A 16,604-nucleotide genomic window follows, 5' to 3' on the forward strand; every position below is an offset into this window, starting at 1 on the left:
TGCTTTACTTTTCTAAATACTCAAGCTCCAAACGTACCTGATCCTCATACGTTTCACGCTTACGAATCAGCCTGTCTTTTCCACCTTCAAGTGCTACTTCTGCAGCTTTTGCACGTGTATTGTAGTTGCTTGCCATCGTAAACCCGTAGGCACCAGCAGAGTGGACCACGATAAGATCATTATGTTCCAAAGGCGGAAGCGGTACATTTTTACCGAAAAAATCACCACTTTCACATACTGGTCCCACTACATCTGCCGGTGTATTTTCACCCTCTTTGAGTACCGCTTCAATCTTATGATATGCATTATACAGGCTTGGACGGATAAGGTCATTCATCCCACCGTCCACAATGACAAAACGTTTCCCGTCATTTATTTTTTCATAGAGCACCTTGGTAAAAAATGCCCCTGCATTGGCTACCATATAACGCCCTGGTTCACAAAGCAGTGTCACATCAAGCCCTTTGGTTGCATCAAATATCGCTTGGGTATATGCCTCTGCAGGAATCGTAACTTCATCATCATACACTACTCCGATACCCCCACCCACATCAAAGAACTTAATATCGATCTTGATCGCTTTAAGTGAACGGACCAGGTCTGCTACGATACCGCATGCTTCACGTATAGGTTCAATATTTGTAAGCTGAGAACCTATATGGAAATGGATACCTACAGGATTTAAAAACTCCGATTTATTGGCATAAATATACATACGTTTTGCCATATCTATCTCTACACCAAATTTATTTTCATGCAATCCTGTTGAAATATAGGGGTGTGTTTGTGGATCGATATTAGGATTCACACGGATAGAAATACGTGCTTCTTTACCCAGTTCTTTAGCCACCATCTCTACACGTTTCATCTCCGCTTCACTCTCTAAGTTAAGCAGTAAAATATCTTGTTCCAGTGCTTCACGTATCTCATCATCACGTTTTCCTACACCAGAAAAAATGATCTTATATTTATCGACCCCTGCAGTCAGTGCACGTTTGACTTCACCGATACTCACACAGTCAGCGCCAGCACCAAGCTTAGCCAAGTGTGCAATAACAGAAAGGTTCGAGTTTGCTTTTACTGCATAATTGATGAGTGATTTTTTACCTGCAAAAGCATCTTTAAGTGTGGTATATCTATTTTCAATATAATCAAAATCATACATATACAAAGGCGTACCATATTTGTTTGCCAATGCTTTATAATCAATATTCATTTATACTATCCTATATGCTCAATACCTTGAGTCAATTTTAGGGTGATTTTATCTAAAAGTTGATTAAAAGGTACATTTAACGTACTGTAGGGGATTATACAAGGCTTCTTTCATCTGTAAAATAGACATGAATGGCATAGGTCCACAAAAGAATAACAGGCAATACCGCTGTCAATTCTGGAAGCAAAACACCGTTTGCCCCCATTTGACTTAAACCAAACAATATACCCCAAATGACAAATGTTGCAGCCAAAGAGAGTGCGATCACCCCACCCATATTCATCATTCTGGCATGAAAAGGGAGTTTGAAAAATAAAATAAGCAATAAGGCTAGTGAAAAAAGTGGTACGACCACTTTGTCATACAAGGCTGCCCTGATCTTATCTGAACTCAGATTTTGTTTATTGAGTAACTCCCATGTCGTATAGGCATCTACTATATTCAATGCTTTACCCTCATAAAGTGACTCTATGATCTTAGGTTTATAGCCCTCTAATGTTTCTATACGCTCTTTATGTTCTATGGCATATCTTTTCAATTCGCCATTTTCATAAATATGTGTTTTCAATGTTGCATCATGCGCAGTCCATATTTCACCGTCAAATGTTGCTACAGGCGCATTGATCGTATACCGTACCTGATACCCTTCTACTTTGAAAATCGTAATATCTTCTATCTTTTTTTCTATAGGATCAAGCTTGGTGATATAAACAAAGGTATCATTGTATTTGAAAAAAAGTTCATTCACATTATAGGTACCCCGCCTATTTTCTAGAAGAAATTCTGCTTTGTCTTTTGCATAAGAAAACTCTGTGGTATGCAAGGTTAAAAAAATGATATATGTCAAAGATCCTACTGCGAATAATGGTACAAAAAGTCTTTTTTTGTCATATCCAAAGGCATGCAGCGCTCCCATCGTGTTATTTTTGATCAGTGAGAGCTTCGTCATGATCAGCGCAAAAACAATGGCCAATGGGTATAGTAAGCCCAGTGCTTCCTGCCACATGTAAAAGATGTAAAGTATTTTATAGTTTGAAGCAACATCAAGCTTCTGTAAATGTTGAAAATAATCAATCGCAGCAAAAGCAAAAGAGAGACCGAATAATATCGACAATAGATTTTTACTATAGAGTTTGACTAAATATCTAAAGTGCAATGAAGGGTTAAACAGACTCATAGACTTAAGCCTTCTATGGACTTCAAACTGTACTTTGACTTCACTTCATTAAGTTCCTCTTGGGATAACACTTTACAAGCCTCAGCTACATGGGATATCAAACGCTCTAACATTAGATTTTCCTCTTGGGAAAAGTCATGCAAGACATAATCTGATACCTGTGACTTATGTTCTGGCTTACCGACACCTACTCTCACACGTAAATACTCTTTTGTGATATGTGTATCAAGAGACTTAAGTCCATTGTGACCACCATGGCCTCCACCTCTTTTAAAACGTACCGCACCAAAAGGGAGGTCAATATCATCATGGATCACAATAATATCTTCAAGTTCTACTTTAAAAAAATGTTTCACAGGCTGTACAGACTTACCTGAAAGATTCATGAATGTGGTAGGTTTTAAAAAAAGTGAATTGGCAGCGCGATAAAGCTTGCCCTGAAAAGAAGTTTTGGATATATCTCTGGCATTAAAGTCATTGACAAGCTTATCAATGACTTTAAAACCGATATTGTGTCGTGTATTTTCGTATTGTGATCCCGGATTACCTAGACCTACGAAAAGTATCACGACTGTGCTTTCATACTGCTATTATTTAGCTTTGATCACACCACAGATAGCAACATCTGGTCTGTCCATCATTTTACAGTTTGCAGGTACTTCAACATCTCTTACAAGAATTGAATCATCTCTGTTCAATGGTTCAACATCAAGATCAAATTTTGCTGGCATATCTTCGATAGCGCCTCTTACTTTTAATCTCTTTTTAGACATCACAAGTACACCTTTGTTTTTAAGACCAACTGGTGTCCCGTGAGTAATTACCGGTACAAGGAAGTTTGTTACTTGACCTGGTACTGCTACTCTTAGGTCTACGTGAGTTACATCACCGTTTACTGGGTGTAGTTGATACTCTTGAATAAATACATTGATCTCTTTATCGCCAACTTTCACTGGGAATGCAAGTGTCTCTTTGTTTCTTACTGTTCTTGCGAATTCTCCACGTTTAAATGCAGCGTTGATATTTTCAACACCATTTGCATAAATGTTTGCGATTAGATAACCATCTCTTTTAAGCTGCTTTGCATTACGCTTACCGATACTCTCTCTAACGATACCTTCTAACATATTTGTCCTTTGTTACTTGTGTATAATTTTTTTACTCAATCAATTGCTTCATCTAGTAAAATAGACGCGAATTATACCCAGTTTGTATTAAATTATTCTTCATCATCCTTAAACCCAAAGACTTCGAGCTCTTTTTTCTGGGCCTGCTCATCAACGATCGCACCTTTTCCAACCCCTTGCATTTTAAGTTTCATATCTGCAGGATTGGTTGCATATTCAAGTGCGATCTCTTCTGTGATCTCTCCTCTACGTAAAATATCTAAAAGTGCCTGGTCAAAAGTCTGCGTACCGTAGATCTCTTTCCCTTCAAAAAGAGCATCAGGGATCTCTGCATCTCTGTTTTCAGCGATGAGTTGCTCGATCCTTGCCGTTTTTTTAAGGATTTCAATCCCTGCAACCCTTCCTCCACGCTTCGTAGGAATAAGTCTTTGTGAAATAACACCTTCAAGTACCGAAGCAAGAGACATACGAATACGGTTTTGTTCTTCATTACCGAACATACCGACAATTCTGTCTATCGTCTCTTTCGCGTCCAGTGTATGCAGTGTTGAAAAAACAAGGTGTCCCGTATTAGCTGCGTGAAGCGCGATATCGATCGTCTCCAAGTCCCTCATCTCCCCTACAAGTATGATATCCGGATCTTCCCTCAGTGCTGCTCTTAGTGCATCGGAAAAAGAGTGTGCATCCGGACCTATACCTCTTTGGTTTATCAGACATCCTCTATCTTTGTGTACAAACTCTATAGGGTCTTCGACCGTAATGATATGTTTTTTCGATTCCCTGTTGATCTTGTCTAAGATAGCTGCAAGCGTCGTTGATTTACCAGAACCGGTCACTCCGGTTACAAGCACAAGGCCTCTTTGTATCTGTGTAAATGTTTTGATCACCGGTGGTAGATTGAGTTCATCCAGTGTCAATATCTTTACTGGAATAATACGGAAAACCGCGCTCAAACCATCCATTTGAAAAAAGAAGTTTACACGAAATCTATTTTCATCTCCCAATACATAGGAAAAATCCAGGTTTCTATCTGTTTGTAGTTTCTCATATTGATCTGCAGTCGTGATTTCCTGAGCCAACTTGTCCATCATCTCTGCACTCAGCTCATCTTTACCCAATACCTTTAGTACACCATGTACACGTACCCTGACTTGTGAACCAGCTTTAAGATGAAGGTCACTCCCGCTATTGCTGATCATGCTTCTAAGGTAGAGCTTGAGTTTTTCTTCCATTGATTATCCCTTTGAGATGTGATTTATTTTAAACTGTCAAGCATCTCTTGGAATGCTTTTTCAAATGCTTCAAGTCCCTCTTTTAAGAGTTGGCTATACACTTCATCCATATCAAAACCGTTATCAGCCAATTTTGTGAAATAGCCGTTGACTTCACTCTCTTCCAACGGGAATTTAGGTGCCGGTGCTTTTTTAGCGATGAATGCTTCTATCGTTGCAAGCGGTGCAGTATTGACCGTGTGCGGTGCAAGCAATTCTCTCATATAGTAATCCGCTGGAAGGTCATCACCTTTAACACCTGTACTTGCAAAAAGTGTACGTACACTTGGTGTATGGTTTGCTTCGATAAGATTATAGATTTTTGCCGCATTATAGATACCGGTTTTTGAAACAGAGAGTCCCTCTTTTTCCAGATCAGCATCCAGTAATCTGTCAAAACGGCTTACAAAGACAGAGATCACCGCCTCTGCTCTCAACCCACCATCTTTTTCAAAACAATCTAAGCCTTTTTTCATCGCCTTCAAGGCTTTTTGCGTCTGTTTAGGTGAGAAGATGAGTGTTGCATTGACTGAGATACCTGTACTTAGAAGTTGTGTCATAGCATCATATCCTGCTTCTGTGGCAGGTACTTTTACCATCACATTGGGCTCACCGATAGCCTCAAAAAGTCTTTTACCTTCGGCAACCGTACCTTCTGTATCGTTTGAAAGGAAAGGGTCGACCTCTATAGAGATATACCCATCGTTCCCTTCATCATATAAAGGTCTTAAGGCCTGTGCAGCTGTACGAATATCTTCGATAGCCAGTGCCTCATACTTCTCTTTGGGGCTTTTGCCTGAAAGAGAAGCCAGCTGCTCTTTATAGGCAGGAGAAGTGGTAATCGCAGAAGCAAAAATAGACGGATTACTCGTAGCACCATTAATGATACCTTTTTCAATCAATGCAGAAAAATCATTTTTAAGAAAATCCCTTTCTACAAAATCCAACCATAATGAGAACCCTATATCTCTATTAACCATCTTTGTACTCCCACGTAAAATGCTGCCATGAACCAAGATCAGTAGGTTTTTCAAGCGTCTCTTCCAGTGCATCAAGAAAGATATCTCTCTCAACCACCTCAGCGCCTAAACCTATCATATGATCTGTTTTCATCTGACAATCTATAAAATCATAGCCTCTCCTGCCTAAAACATCACTTAGTGCTTTGAAAGCGACCTTGGATGCATCTGCAACCAAAGAGAACATCGATTCACCAAAAAACGCTTTCCCCAGAGCAATGCCATAAAGTCCGCCTACAAGTTTTCCCTCTTTATAAACTTCCACACTATGTGCAAACCCCTCTTCATGCAAGCGTATATAGGCTTCCTCTATATCACTAACGATCCAAGTGCTCTCCTGACCTTCTCTATAGACGGTTGCACATTGTTTGATGACATCGGTAAACCTTTCATCAAAAGTGACAGTGAATTTTCCGGAACGCAATACCCTTCTAAATGATTTACGTACTTTAAACTTTTCAGGATACAGTAGAAGGCGTGGGTTAGGTGACCACCAGAGTATAGGATCACCTTGACTGTACCAGGGAAATATCCCTTTTTTGTATGCGGCGATCAATCGCTGCGGTGAGAGATCCCCTCCATAGGCAAGAAGACCTTCATCTGAAGCTGAACGAGGATCGGGAAACGCCGTAGAATCCTTACGTAGCGGAGGGATAAAATAGTCATCCTCCTCAAACTCAGACGCCAACTATATATCCTTTGCTCTTGGTCAGTGTATGTAACTTATTTACTGTCAAATGAAAAATCTAATTTCTCATTTTTATAGCTTACTTTGACTGAACCGCCTTTTTTAAGTTTTCCAAAAAGTATCTCATCGGTCAGTGCTTCTTTGACCTTGGCATCTATCACACGTGCAATGTGTCTGGCACCATAACGTTCATCGTACCCCTCCTTGGCCAAATACTCTTTGGCTTTTTTACCCAAGGTCACTTTGACTTTTTTAGGTTTAAGCAAGAGGTTCAATTTATCTAACTCTTTATCGACGATAGTCACAAGTGCATCCAGTCCGAGTGCATTAAATTCGATGGTAGCACTGAGACGGTTTCTAAATTCAGGAGAGAAGAAAGCTGCCAGTGCTTTATCTGTTTTGACAGAAGTATCTTTATTGAAGCCCATGACATTGGCTTCTTTGGTACCGATGTTCGAGGTCATGATAAGTATTACATTTTTAAAATCAGAGACCACCCCGTTGTTATCTGTCAACTTCGCACCATCCATCACCTGAAGGAGAATGTTCATGATATCAGGGTGTGCTTTTTCAACCTCATCAAGAAGCAAGACCGTATGCGGATGTTTTTTGATCATTTCGGTCAACAATCCGCCTTGCTCATACCCTACATATCCTGGAGGCGCACCGACCAAACGGCTGATGGTATGTGCTTCCATGTATTCACTCATATCCAATCTTTCAAAATGCACATGCATGGTTTTGGCAAGCTGTGTGGCAAGTTCCGTTTTACCCACACCTGTAGGTCCTACGAACAAAAAACTTCCTATAGGTCTGTTAGGTGCATTCAGCCCGGCATACGAACGCTTAATAGCTGTTGCTAAGGCAGTGATCGCTTCATCCTGTCCGATGATATGTGATGCCAGATCTTTTTCCAATGATTGAAGTTTTTTTGTATCGTCCGTACCTATGACCGTTGAAGGAAGTTTCATGATCTTTGCTACACTCTCTTCAATGTCTTTAGGCTTGACCGTTACACCCTCTTCTCCTCTTAGCATAAAGTGTGCACCGACCTCATCGATGATATCCATCGCTTTATCCGGCAGGAATCTGTCATGCAGATACTTTACAGAAAGGTCGATAGCCGACTGTAGTGACGCGTCCGTAAATGTGATGTTATGATAGTCTTCGTATTTATGTTTGATACCTTTTAGGATCGTCATCGTATCTTCAAGACTCGGTTCTTCCACATCTACTTTGGCAAATCTACGGCTGAGTGCCTTGTCTTTGTCAAAAAAGTTTCTGAACTCTGCATAGGTCGTTGCACCGATACACTTCAGGTCACCACGTGCAAGTGCAGGTTTCAGTAAGTTGGATGCATCCATACTTCCACCGGTTGTTGCCCCTGCTCCTACCATGGTATGGATCTCATCGATAAACAAAATGGCATCTTTTTCTACGGTCAGTTCCTTGATGATACCTTTGAGACGTTTTTCAAAATCACCTCTGTATTTTGTACCTGCAACCAATCCACCCATATCTAAAGCAAATACTTTTGCGTTTTTAAGTATTTCGGGTACATCACCTTCAGAGATCTTCAGTGCTAAACCTTCAGCAATGGCTGTTTTCCCCACTCCTGGTTCACCCACAAGCAGAGGATTGTTCTTCTTACGTCTACAGAGTGTCTGCATCACACGTTCTATTTCATCTATACGGCCTACTACCGGGTCTATTTTGCCTGTTTTAGCCAAGGATACAAGCTCCACGGTAAACTGCTCTAAAAGTGTCTCTCCCTCTTTTTTCTCTACTGTACCACCTTTTACTTTATCATAACGATGTGATATCACTTCAAGTACATCTACACGGGCTATACCCTCTTTTTTCATGAGGTACACCGCATAGGAGTGTTCTTGCATAAAGATTGCTGCTATCATATCACCGATACTGGCTTCTGTTCTCCCTGAACTGTGGATATGTGTCATCATGTCATTGATAGCACGGGACAGTGCCACAGTCTCAAAAGGTTCAACCGCCTCTTTCAGTGAAGGAATGGTCTTGGTAATGTGCTCGGCAATACCTGATTCCAATCTCTTAAGATCTGCATCAAGTATAGAAAGTATCTCTTGACCTGCTGCACTTTTCACTATCGACAGGAATACATGCTCTACGGTTAAATATTCATGTCTGTTCTCTTTAGCATATCCTACAGCTGCTTTAAATACGTCATTCAGTGCAATACTAATCATCTTAACTATCCTCTTCAATGGTTGCGAGTAATGGAAACTCATTTTGTTTGGCCTGTTGCTTGACCTGCTGTGCTTTGGTTTGTGCTATTTCAAAGCTGTATACACCACATACGGCTTTATCTTTTTCATGTATCTGCAACATGATCTGTTCTGCTTGGTCATGTGTCTTATGGAAAATCCCCATGAGTATTTCCACGACAAAGTCCATACTCGTATAATCATCATTATGCAGTAACACTTTAAACATTTGTGGTTCGTGTAACTCTAAATCTAGCTCTAACTCTTCTTCAAACTTTGGCATATTATGTTAAAATCCTCATAAATTATTCTATGACTATTATACAAAAAAAATGGAGAAATGCAAGTGCGATCACTTTTTATCACTGCTACAGGTACAAACATTGGCAAAACACATACCACAGTTCAACTCATTGAAGCTTTTGCCGCCAAAGGTTTGTCTGTGGGTGTATTTAAACCTATCGAAACAGGTGTAAGTACCTTACCCCATGATGCTAGTTTACTCTTAAAAGTTTGCCAAAAGGTAAACAAGAACTTTAAAAATCTCAATCCAGAAGATATCACAGCATATACTTTTCCTCTTCCAGCAGCCCCTTTTTGTGCAGATATACATCAAGAAATAGTCCTTGAGAAGATCATCAAAAAGTACCACGAACTCTCACAGCTTTGTGACATACTTCTGGTTGAAGGTGCCGGTGGTCTTTTGGTCCCTGTAACAAAAGATTTTATGATGATCGATCTGGCTAAAAAACTAAAAGCCAAAGTGCTTTTGGTCACACCCAGCAGATTAGGATGCATCAATGATACTTTACTCTCCATGGAAGCCCTAAATTCTCGTAATATGGGGTTTGAATGGTGTGTAAACCTCTTTGAAGACAAAGAGAGTTTTTCTGAAGTCACACAGCCTTTTTATGATGAAGTCTTCCCTGATTGGTGGAGTGTTGAAGCAGGAATACAAAGGTTTATTAGCACCTATTAGCTATAATTACAAAATTTCATCCACAAGGCTGACTATGCAACATTTGGTAGATACCACGAACTTATCTGACACACAAATACAACAACTACTTCATGACGCTAAAACCTTTAAAGCTCAATCCCCTTCTCAACTGCTTAGAGATAAACTGCTCATTACCCTTTTCTTCGAAGCCTCGACACGTACACGCAGTTCTTTTGAAGTAGCAGCTAAAAGACTGGGTGCGGCTGTTGTGCACCTTGATCCGGGTAAAAGTTCTACTAAAAAAGGGGAATCACTCGAAGACACCTTTGCAAACCTTTGTGCGATGGAACCAGATGGGGTCATCATCCGTCACTCTGAAAATGAAGCTCCGGGTCTCTTAGCTGATATGCAGATGACTTCCGTCATTAACGCTGGAGCAGGCAACTACGCACACCCTACTCAAGCACTCCTTGACCTCTTTACAATGGTCGAACATTTTAATGGTAACATTCAAGGTAAGACCATTGCCATTGTAGGTGATATTGTAAGTTCACGTGTGGCGAGTTCTGGTATTCGTCTGCTTACACGTATGGGGATGAATGTCATTTTGGTTGCACCCAAACCATTTATGCCCAAGAGTGATCTGCCTCAATATGAAAAACTTGAAGATGTCCTGGACAAAGTGGATGTCATTATGTCTCTACGAGCACAGTTGGAACGTCATGCTTCTCCTATCTTTGATGATTATGAGGAGTATGCGAAACACTACTGTATCAACCATGATCGTTTAGGGGATAGAGATATCCTGGTACTTCATCCCGGTCCGGTCATGAGAAACATAGATATTTCTGATGAGATGCTTGAAGATGAACGGTGTAAAGTGCTTGAACAGGTCAAAAATGGTGTTTATATGCGTATGGCTATTTTGAAATTATTGCTTCTAGACTCTTAGGTTGGATATTGGATTGTCACTGAGCACTGAGTGTGCCATTATGAAAGCGTGCATATTGCGAAGCACACGCTGTAATAATGTAGCACACTTGCGAAGTGACGCTTTTTTGCCTACTTTTTTCTAAAAAAAGTAGAGATAGAAGTAAGGGTATAAAATGATTTGGCTTAGCAAAGAAAATGGTTTTGAAGAGATAAACAAACTCTCAAAATCACGTACCCCTTTTCTTTTTATCATCTCTTTTGATGGTGAAAAAATCTTTGCAAAACCACTCAATGAGTTAGATGATGACATTTACTATAAACTGGAAGATTGGCGTAACTATCCTGTACAAAAACGTACCAAAGCATTTACTTTCTCCAAGTCTCCTGTGGATTTCGTCACCTACAAAAAAACACTCGATAAAGTACTCGAAGAGATACGTTCTGGTAATACCTATCTGCTCAACCTTACATTCAGAACACCCATAGAAAGTTCTTTCACCCTTAAAGAGATCTTCACCTATGCCAGAGCCAAGTTTAAACTCTATTTTAAAGATCAATTTATCTGTTTCTCTCCAGAACGTTTTGTGGAGATAGAAGAGAATACCATATCCACCTATCCCATGAAGGGAACTATAGATGCTGACCTTCCTCATGCCCAAGAGAGCATTTTAGCCGATACAAAAGAGATGGCAGAGCATATCATGATCGTCGATCTTATGCGTAATGACTTGGGGATCATAGGTTCAGAGATCAAAGTTGAGAAGTTTCGTTATATAGAGAAGATCAAAGCAGGTAAAAAAGACCTACTTCAGGTCAGTTCCAAGATCACAGCAACGCTTCCTACTGACTGGAGAGATCACTTAGGTACACTTCTCAGCAAAATACTTCCCGCAGGATCCATCTCCGGGACACCTAAAAAGAGTACGGTCAATATCATCAAGCAGATAGAGAATTTTGACAGAGGATTTTATACCGGGATCTTTGGTGTTTTTGATGGAGAATCCTTACGCTCCGGAGTGATGATACGTTTCATTGAAAAAGAAAATGACAAGCTTTTTTACAAAAGTGGTGGAGGCATTACCATAGATTCCAATGCCAAAAGTGAATATGATGAGCTGATAGATAAGATCTATTTGCCATTACAGTAAAAACCTGCTTGATGTTTCTTACTTGAGAGTTTCAACCGCTGTTTGCAATTTTCTCAAAAATTTTGTACACTGTTTTATCAAATTATACGAGGTATATCATGTCTAAAATTTTTTCAGGCATTCTCTTCTCTTTTTTTTTACTTCTTCAAAATAGTGCCCTGGCCGATGAAAATGAAACCAATAGTACCCAAACAGAAAGCATCCAGGAACAGCAGGAAGTAAAAGAAACAGCCCAAGTACAAGAGCCGAAAGAAGAACTTTCAGAAGCACAAAAAGAAGCCATCGCTGCTGAAGAGGCAGAGTTGCGTGAAGCAGGAATGGAGCCAGAGCCTCTGGCGGAATAAAACTAACGACATCCTCTTGCTTGCCTGTGCATCCATACATAGTCTGGATCATCCTTCACTTTGGAGAAAAACAGTTCTCCCGAATCTCTCCACGGATCAATGATGATACCCTCTTCTATATTTCCACCTTTGGCTACCACCACCAAAGCATTATGTTCAAAAAAGTATTCTCCCACATTTGCACCCATTAAATGGAACTCAAAAGAAGCATAGTGCTTCTGAGACAAATAGATATATAAAGCATCACTCCAATGGTAACAAAGTCCTTTTTTTCGTATACCCATGGTCACTAAAAAATTGTGAAACTGAGGAGGAGACGTCATTTCAAACTCTTTTGTCAATTGTGCTGTTTTATGAAAAATATCGTTGGAAAGCTGCATCGCTTCACTTTGAGGTATCGTACTGTCCATGGACTGAAAAAGCTGTGAAAGTTCTCTCATTTTAGTTTGTGATACCGAAGGTGCAGTTACCATACACCCTACCAATAAAAAACTGATCAATAAAAATTTGCTAACATCTATCCAACGAAAATAAATATTTAAAAAGCGACTAGTCGTTTGAGCTTTCTGCTGAAGCAAACGTAGTGTTAACGTAGTAAAATGGGCTTTGCTCATTTTACGTTCCTTTTAGTAGTAGTTTAAAAGAGTATCTGCGCATAATGATCAGGAAGATAGGAGACAATAACCAAAATGAGCAAGACCATTGCACTGCTATACTCCCATATCCATTTTGGATCTTTTGAGAGTGCAAATCCGCCTACAAAACCTACGATAAGCCCCCCAATATGTGCACTGACATCAATGGAAGGGATAGAAAAACCTATGACAAGGTTGATCGCAATGATGATACTAAAGTCTTTCATGAATGCTTTGGTATGTGTAGCTATCTTTTCTCTATGTGCCAGAAAAAACCCTGCCAATGCACCAAAAACGCCAAAGATAGCACCAGATGCCCCTACACCTACAGAGACTGGGTGTATATACAAAGAGACAAGTCCGCCAATGATCCCAGAAAAGAAGTAAATGCTCAGGTAAGACTTTGTGTCAAAGTACATCTCTGCACCACGGCCTACGAGATAAAGAGAGAACATATTCATCAGAAGGTGGGTCATACCACCATGCAAGAACATGGCGGTCAGTAGCCTCCACCACTCACCTTTAAGCACAGTCAATGGACCAAACAGTGCACCCATATCCACAAGGATCTGCATGTCCATATCACTAAGGCTTTGGCTCAACAGTGCAGAAAAAAGATAGACGACACTGCTGGATGCTATCAGTATATAGGTAAGCGTATAACGCTGGATGTCAGCCTTCATAGATAGCATCTGCGAAGATCACACCATCCACACCACCTCTGGCTATTTTACTGATCTCTTTTTCACTATGGATAAGCACTAGTATACGTGTATCAAAAAGGTACTCGTTCGCTATAGGCTGGATCATCAAAGCATGATCTTCTTCACAAATGATATATTTCGCGCCTAAAGCATTTGCAAACAGTGCATCCTCCAAATTATTTGCAACTACCGCAAAAGGTATATTGTTTTCTTGACAATGTACTGCATAGGCATGAGAATCCACTAAAGGTTCAAGTAAAATGATATCATCCGCTTGACTCTTCTCAATACATTCGATAGAAAAAACTTTAAAAAAATGATTACTTTTTATCCATGGGTGTCCAATAATTATCATCTATATTCCTTTATATTTTTAGGGTGTGCATTCTCTAGAACAGTAATACTTACCGCCTACAATGATACTCTCTTTCACAGTCACATAGGTATGACATGTTTCACATTCTACAAGTGTATCATCATCCAGTTTTTTCTCATGTGGGCTTTTCCCAAATGTCGGAAATTTTCCGCCAAAAAATTTGTAGATAAGCACACCGGCAATAGCAAAAATAAGTAGTTTTAATATCATTCTTCAGTCTTTATATAGAGGTAATTTCGTTGATTTTTTTGTACTATATCATATCTTAGCTGATGTTGTACATCTTCTATCTCATCAAATACACGAGACCCTTTGTAAAAAAGATATTCCGTATGTGCATCACTGATCTTGGAGGTCAGATCCAAAAGAAGTTTTGTATTGGTCACGGCACGTGAACTGATAAGATCAAACGCATCATGCTCGACTGTTTCGACTCTCTTTGCTTCTACACTGACATTGGGAAGTTCCAAGTCTATCGATGCATACTTTAAAAAAGAGACACGTTTTTTAAGCGGCTCGGCAAGGACCACTTGGGTATCGGGTAAGGCAATGGCGAGTACAAGACCGGGAAAGCCAGCACCGGTTCCTACATCTAACAGTGTTTTTGGTTTTTCTATAAAGGTCAAAGGATACAGTGAATCCACGATGTTCACATAGATCGCATCTATGGTTTTAGCCCCTGTAAGATTATGGATCTGGTTCCACTCATTCAAAAGCGAAGCAAAGCGCTCCAACTTTACGATGATCCCACTTGACAGTATGATCCCTTCTTTATCTAAATGTTGCGATAAATTCAATTTTCTTTCACCTCTACCAAACCCCTCTCAACCAATTTTTCTATAAAATCAGAAAGATCTTTTTCCAATACCTCTTCTTCCACATCATACTGTTCTAACATCGTATTAAAAACCTCTTGCAAAGTACCATACTCCTGCATAGTCTGCCAGATAGCTGTACCCACTTCATCAAGCCCGAAGTAGTTTTCACTTTCCATATCCAACAATACCATTTCCCCATCTACTTCTTGTGCGAAAACTGTATCTGCAAATGTTATTTTTTGATTGAGGTTCATTGTCATTCTTTTTTAGTGGGATTATAGCATGATTTGATGTGCAACGATCTTTTCATAAACTTCAGGCAATCTCTTCAAGTCATGAGGATAATGAACCTCATATACAGGAATCTTCTTTGCCATCTCAGTAAAAAACAAGAACCGTTCTTGTTTCATAAATTCACACATAATAAAAATGCTATAGTGTAATGCTTTGAACTTATTTATGCCTTTAAGCTCTACTATCTCCACTTCTGCATAAAGCTCACTCTTTGCCAACACATAGATGGCGTGCAAAGGTTTAGGTTCAACTGCAAAGTTTTTTACAGGATAACCAAGTGTTTCTACTTCTCTATAAGGTCTATGAAAAGGGTATGAAGCAATAGCATAATATGTATTTCCGCGCTTTTCTATGGCCAAAGAGTCATCTGAGAGCAGTGTATGCCCTTTTTGGATAAAATAATCTGTCAATGTAGATTTCCCACCAAAAGAGAAGGCGGAGAAAAGTACCGGTTTTCCTTTTATCTCAACCGCACCTACATGTAAGATACGATACTTTCTCTGAAGTTCCAAAACCATGGGGAAAAAAGTATGGTAGATCCAAAAACGAAGTCTTTGAGGTGTATAGTTTGCACTTTTACTATAAATGATCTTTTGATCTGTTGCATCCCAGATCAACGTAACAACACCTTTAATCTCGAATGCCCAAGTAAAATCTTCATCTGCCTCTTCAAAAGGATCAATACTATAATATCGTGTCTCCTGACCTGACATAGGGAACCATTCTGTTTTAAAAGTAAAGTCTTTTAAAAGCGAAGGTTTGGAAGATTCTATGACGCGTATCATTTTATTTCCAGGATAATATGAAGGATCGGAGGGAAAAGAGAGAAACTCTTTTTGCAAAATAGGTTCACTCTGAAAATCAAAACTGTGACCGAAAATCATCAGAAACCTTTCTCCTCAAGATTATAACAATATTTTTTGATAATTGCTTCTAGTTAAACCTGATCCATTCATTTTCCTACAAACAGAGGAGAAAAAACTATTTGGGAGGCAAGCCAAATTTGCTGTTTGATACACTCTCGGTATTTACAGCTGTTCTTTTAAATGACATTGGTGTAGCTGTTATTGAAGTGTTTAATGGTGCATTATAATCTGCCTCTATTACGCTGCCTAACACCCATTTAAACGTTCTAATATGCATTCCATTCATACTTATCTCTGCATTGTTCAGTTCAGAAACACTATACGCGACTTTATTGTCCAAATCTATAAGTGTCAGCTCTTCTAACCTTTCATCTGTATGGTTTAGCTTCTCACTATAACGAGTGCTTCCGTCAACAATAGTGGATTCGACCGTGTATATTCCTTCCAATGTGATCATAATAGCCTCATCTTTCAAGTCGATATTCTTATTCATATTTTTAACCTGAAATATCCAACTATCACCATCCTCTTTGACACTATGGTAATCACTAAAATAATCACCATTATCACTGCCCCATTCATTTTGTGGGAAGACAACTTCAAGTATTGCCGTATCTGTACCCATCCCGATAATATCATGAGGATCTTTTTCGTCACTGCTTTCATGCAATTGCCCGAATACGCCCGCTGTCTTATGTTCGATAATCGTTTGTGTATCCGGGTTAACCGCACTCACTGTCGTACGTGCATACCACTGTGCCAATGATACACTTTCACTGTTACTGTTGTTATTATTACCACAGCC

21 protein-coding genes are annotated in these 16,604 nt (G+C 39.6%); 4 read left to right on the plus strand and 17 right to left on the minus strand.

The annotated features are described in order from the left end of the window. Nucleotides 1–4: 4 nt before the first annotated feature. From lysA to LDM93_RS07270, 9 genes are all read right to left on the minus strand, one after another. Complete coding sequence (lysA, locus tag LDM93_RS07230) at nt 5–1,216, minus strand: diaminopimelate decarboxylase (protein WP_223891612.1); 1,212 nt, start codon at nt 1,214–1,216, stop codon at nt 5–7. A gap of 94 nt (nt 1,217–1,310) precedes the next feature. Further along, complete coding sequence (locus LDM93_RS07235) at nt 1,311–2,393, minus strand: LptF/LptG family permease (protein ID WP_223891616.1); 1,083 nt, start codon at nt 2,391–2,393, stop codon at nt 1,311–1,313. After that, nucleotides 2,390–2,962, minus strand: coding sequence for an aminoacyl-tRNA hydrolase (pth, locus tag LDM93_RS07240; protein ID WP_223891621.1), 573 nt, complete (start codon nt 2,960–2,962; stop codon nt 2,390–2,392). The genes LDM93_RS07235 and pth overlap by 4 nt, the downstream gene beginning before the upstream one ends. 21 nt (nt 2,963–2,983) lie before the next feature. Further along, on the minus strand, nt 2,984–3,520 hold the full coding sequence (locus LDM93_RS07245; protein ID WP_223891622.1) for a 50S ribosomal protein L25/general stress protein Ctc: 537 nt from the start codon (nt 3,518–3,520) through the stop codon (nt 2,984–2,986). 92 nt (nt 3,521–3,612) lie between these two features. Continuing rightward, a complete protein-coding gene (locus LDM93_RS07250) occupies nt 3,613–4,752 on the minus strand; it encodes a type IV pilus twitching motility protein PilT (RefSeq protein WP_223891623.1) in 1,140 nt (379 codons plus the stop codon). A 23-nt stretch (nt 4,753–4,775) separates the two neighbouring features. After that, complete coding sequence (locus tag LDM93_RS07255) at nt 4,776–5,771, minus strand: transaldolase (protein WP_223891624.1); 996 nt, start codon at nt 5,769–5,771, stop codon at nt 4,776–4,778. Next, nucleotides 5,764–6,498: a leucyl/phenylalanyl-tRNA--protein transferase gene (gene aat, locus LDM93_RS07260; protein WP_223891625.1), complete on the minus strand. Its 735-nt coding sequence runs from the start codon at nt 6,496–6,498 to the stop codon at nt 5,764–5,766. Before aat ends, LDM93_RS07255 begins: the two co-directional genes overlap by 8 nt. A gap of 35 nt (nt 6,499–6,533) precedes the next feature. Next, nucleotides 6,534–8,723 carry an ATP-dependent Clp protease ATP-binding subunit ClpA gene (gene clpA / locus LDM93_RS07265; RefSeq protein ID WP_223891628.1) on the minus strand — a complete coding sequence of 730 codons (2,190 nt, stop codon included), beginning with the start codon at nt 8,721–8,723 and terminating at the stop codon, nt 6,534–6,536. A 1-nt stretch (nt 8,724) separates the two neighbouring features. Beyond that, the gene (locus tag LDM93_RS07270; protein WP_223891630.1) at nt 8,725–9,024 is read right to left on the minus strand and encodes an ATP-dependent Clp protease adaptor ClpS; all 300 of its coding nucleotides are present in this window, start codon (nt 9,022–9,024) and stop codon (nt 8,725–8,727) included. A 57-nt stretch (nt 9,025–9,081) separates the two neighbouring features. Between LDM93_RS07270 and bioD the strand changes: the two genes are divergently transcribed. From bioD to LDM93_RS07290, 4 genes are all read left to right on the plus strand, one after another. Then, on the plus strand, nt 9,082–9,720 hold the full coding sequence (gene bioD / locus LDM93_RS07275) for a dethiobiotin synthase (protein WP_223891632.1): 639 nt from the start codon (nt 9,082–9,084) through the stop codon (nt 9,718–9,720). A gap of 34 nt (nt 9,721–9,754) precedes the next feature. Further along, nucleotides 9,755–10,633 carry an aspartate carbamoyltransferase catalytic subunit gene (locus LDM93_RS07280; RefSeq protein ID WP_223891634.1) on the plus strand — a complete coding sequence of 293 codons (879 nt, stop codon included), beginning with the start codon at nt 9,755–9,757 and terminating at the stop codon, nt 10,631–10,633. Between the two features lie 154 nt (nt 10,634–10,787). Next, nucleotides 10,788–11,762, plus strand: a complete 975-nt coding sequence (locus LDM93_RS07285) for an aminodeoxychorismate synthase component I (protein ID WP_223891635.1) — start codon at nt 10,788–10,790, stop codon at nt 11,760–11,762. 98 nt (nt 11,763–11,860) lie between these two features. Beyond that, nucleotides 11,861–12,106: a hypothetical protein gene (locus LDM93_RS07290; protein WP_223891636.1), complete on the plus strand. Its 246-nt coding sequence runs from the start codon at nt 11,861–11,863 to the stop codon at nt 12,104–12,106. 2 nt (nt 12,107–12,108) lie between these two features. Here LDM93_RS07290 and LDM93_RS07295 read toward each other — a convergent pair whose 3' ends face one another. From LDM93_RS07295 to LDM93_RS07330, 8 genes are all read right to left on the minus strand, one after another. Then, a complete protein-coding gene (locus LDM93_RS07295; protein WP_223891637.1) occupies nt 12,109–12,720 on the minus strand; it encodes a hypothetical protein in 612 nt (203 codons plus the stop codon). A gap of 23 nt (nt 12,721–12,743) precedes the next feature. Next, entirely contained in the window at nt 12,744–13,433 is a 690-nt protein-coding gene (locus LDM93_RS07300) for a rhomboid family intramembrane serine protease (RefSeq protein ID WP_223891638.1), read from the minus strand. Next, the gene (locus LDM93_RS07305; RefSeq protein ID WP_223891639.1) at nt 13,414–13,800 is read right to left on the minus strand and encodes a hypothetical protein; all 387 of its coding nucleotides are present in this window, start codon (nt 13,798–13,800) and stop codon (nt 13,414–13,416) included. Before LDM93_RS07305 ends, LDM93_RS07300 begins: the two co-directional genes overlap by 20 nt. Before the next feature lie 18 nt (nt 13,801–13,818). Continuing rightward, entirely contained in the window at nt 13,819–14,031 is a 213-nt protein-coding gene (locus tag LDM93_RS07310) for a PP0621 family protein (RefSeq protein WP_223891640.1), read from the minus strand. Then, nucleotides 14,028–14,618: a 16S rRNA (guanine(527)-N(7))-methyltransferase RsmG gene (gene rsmG, locus LDM93_RS07315; RefSeq protein WP_223891641.1), complete on the minus strand. Its 591-nt coding sequence runs from the start codon at nt 14,616–14,618 to the stop codon at nt 14,028–14,030. The genes LDM93_RS07310 and rsmG overlap by 4 nt, the downstream gene beginning before the upstream one ends. Further along, the gene (locus LDM93_RS07320; protein ID WP_223891643.1) at nt 14,615–14,893 is read right to left on the minus strand and encodes a PqqD family protein; all 279 of its coding nucleotides are present in this window, start codon (nt 14,891–14,893) and stop codon (nt 14,615–14,617) included. The genes rsmG and LDM93_RS07320 overlap by 4 nt, the downstream gene beginning before the upstream one ends. 21 nt (nt 14,894–14,914) lie before the next feature. Continuing rightward, nucleotides 14,915–15,817, minus strand: coding sequence for a hypothetical protein (locus LDM93_RS07325; protein ID WP_223891645.1), 903 nt, complete (start codon nt 15,815–15,817; stop codon nt 14,915–14,917). A gap of 97 nt (nt 15,818–15,914) precedes the next feature. Further along, on the minus strand, nt 15,915–16,562 hold the full coding sequence (locus LDM93_RS07330) for a hypothetical protein (RefSeq protein ID WP_223891647.1): 648 nt from the start codon (nt 16,560–16,562) through the stop codon (nt 15,915–15,917). Between the last annotated feature and the right edge of the window lie 42 nt (nt 16,563–16,604).

This window comes from Sulfurovum sp. TSL6, from assembly GCF_019972115.1.
In the GTDB taxonomy this organism is placed as follows: domain Bacteria; phylum Campylobacterota; class Campylobacteria; order Campylobacterales; family Sulfurovaceae; genus Sulfurovum.

Coding starts and splice junctions, on each gene's coding strand:
- lysA (WP_223891612.1), bottom strand. CDS start 1,216: ATGAATATTGATTATAAAGCATTGGCAAACAAATATGGTACGCCTTTG.
- LDM93_RS07235 (WP_223891616.1), bottom strand. CDS start 2,393: ATGAGTCTGTTTAACCCTTCATTGCACTTTAGATATTTAGTCAAACTC.
- LDM93_RS07245 (WP_223891622.1), bottom strand. CDS start 3,520: ATGTTAGAAGGTATCGTTAGAGAGAGTATCGGTAAGCGTAATGCAAAG.
- LDM93_RS07250 (WP_223891623.1), bottom strand. CDS start 4,752: ATGGAAGAAAAACTCAAGCTCTACCTTAGAAGCATGATCAGCAATAGC.
- LDM93_RS07255 (WP_223891624.1), bottom strand. CDS start 5,771: ATGGTTAATAGAGATATAGGGTTCTCATTATGGTTGGATTTTGTAGAA.
- clpA (WP_223891628.1), bottom strand. CDS start 8,723: ATGATTAGTATTGCACTGAATGACGTATTTAAAGCAGCTGTAGGATAT.
- LDM93_RS07270 (WP_223891630.1), bottom strand. CDS start 9,024: ATGCCAAAGTTTGAAGAAGAGTTAGAGCTAGATTTAGAGTTACACGAA.
- bioD (WP_223891632.1), top strand. CDS start 9,082: ATGCAAGTGCGATCACTTTTTATCACTGCTACAGGTACAAACATTGGC.
- LDM93_RS07280 (WP_223891634.1), top strand. CDS start 9,755: ATGCAACATTTGGTAGATACCACGAACTTATCTGACACACAAATACAA.
- LDM93_RS07285 (WP_223891635.1), top strand. CDS start 10,788: ATGATTTGGCTTAGCAAAGAAAATGGTTTTGAAGAGATAAACAAACTC.
- LDM93_RS07290 (WP_223891636.1), top strand. CDS start 11,861: ATGTCTAAAATTTTTTCAGGCATTCTCTTCTCTTTTTTTTTACTTCTT.
- LDM93_RS07295 (WP_223891637.1), bottom strand. CDS start 12,720: ATGAGCAAAGCCCATTTTACTACGTTAACACTACGTTTGCTTCAGCAG.
- LDM93_RS07300 (WP_223891638.1), bottom strand. CDS start 13,433: ATGCTATCTATGAAGGCTGACATCCAGCGTTATACGCTTACCTATATA.
- LDM93_RS07305 (WP_223891639.1), bottom strand. CDS start 13,800: ATGATAATTATTGGACACCCATGGATAAAAAGTAATCATTTTTTTAAA.
- LDM93_RS07310 (WP_223891640.1), bottom strand. CDS start 14,031: ATGATATTAAAACTACTTATTTTTGCTATTGCCGGTGTGCTTATCTAC.
- LDM93_RS07320 (WP_223891643.1), bottom strand. CDS start 14,893: ATGAACCTCAATCAAAAAATAACATTTGCAGATACAGTTTTCGCACAA.
- LDM93_RS07325 (WP_223891645.1), bottom strand. CDS start 15,817: ATGATTTTCGGTCACAGTTTTGATTTTCAGAGTGAACCTATTTTGCAA.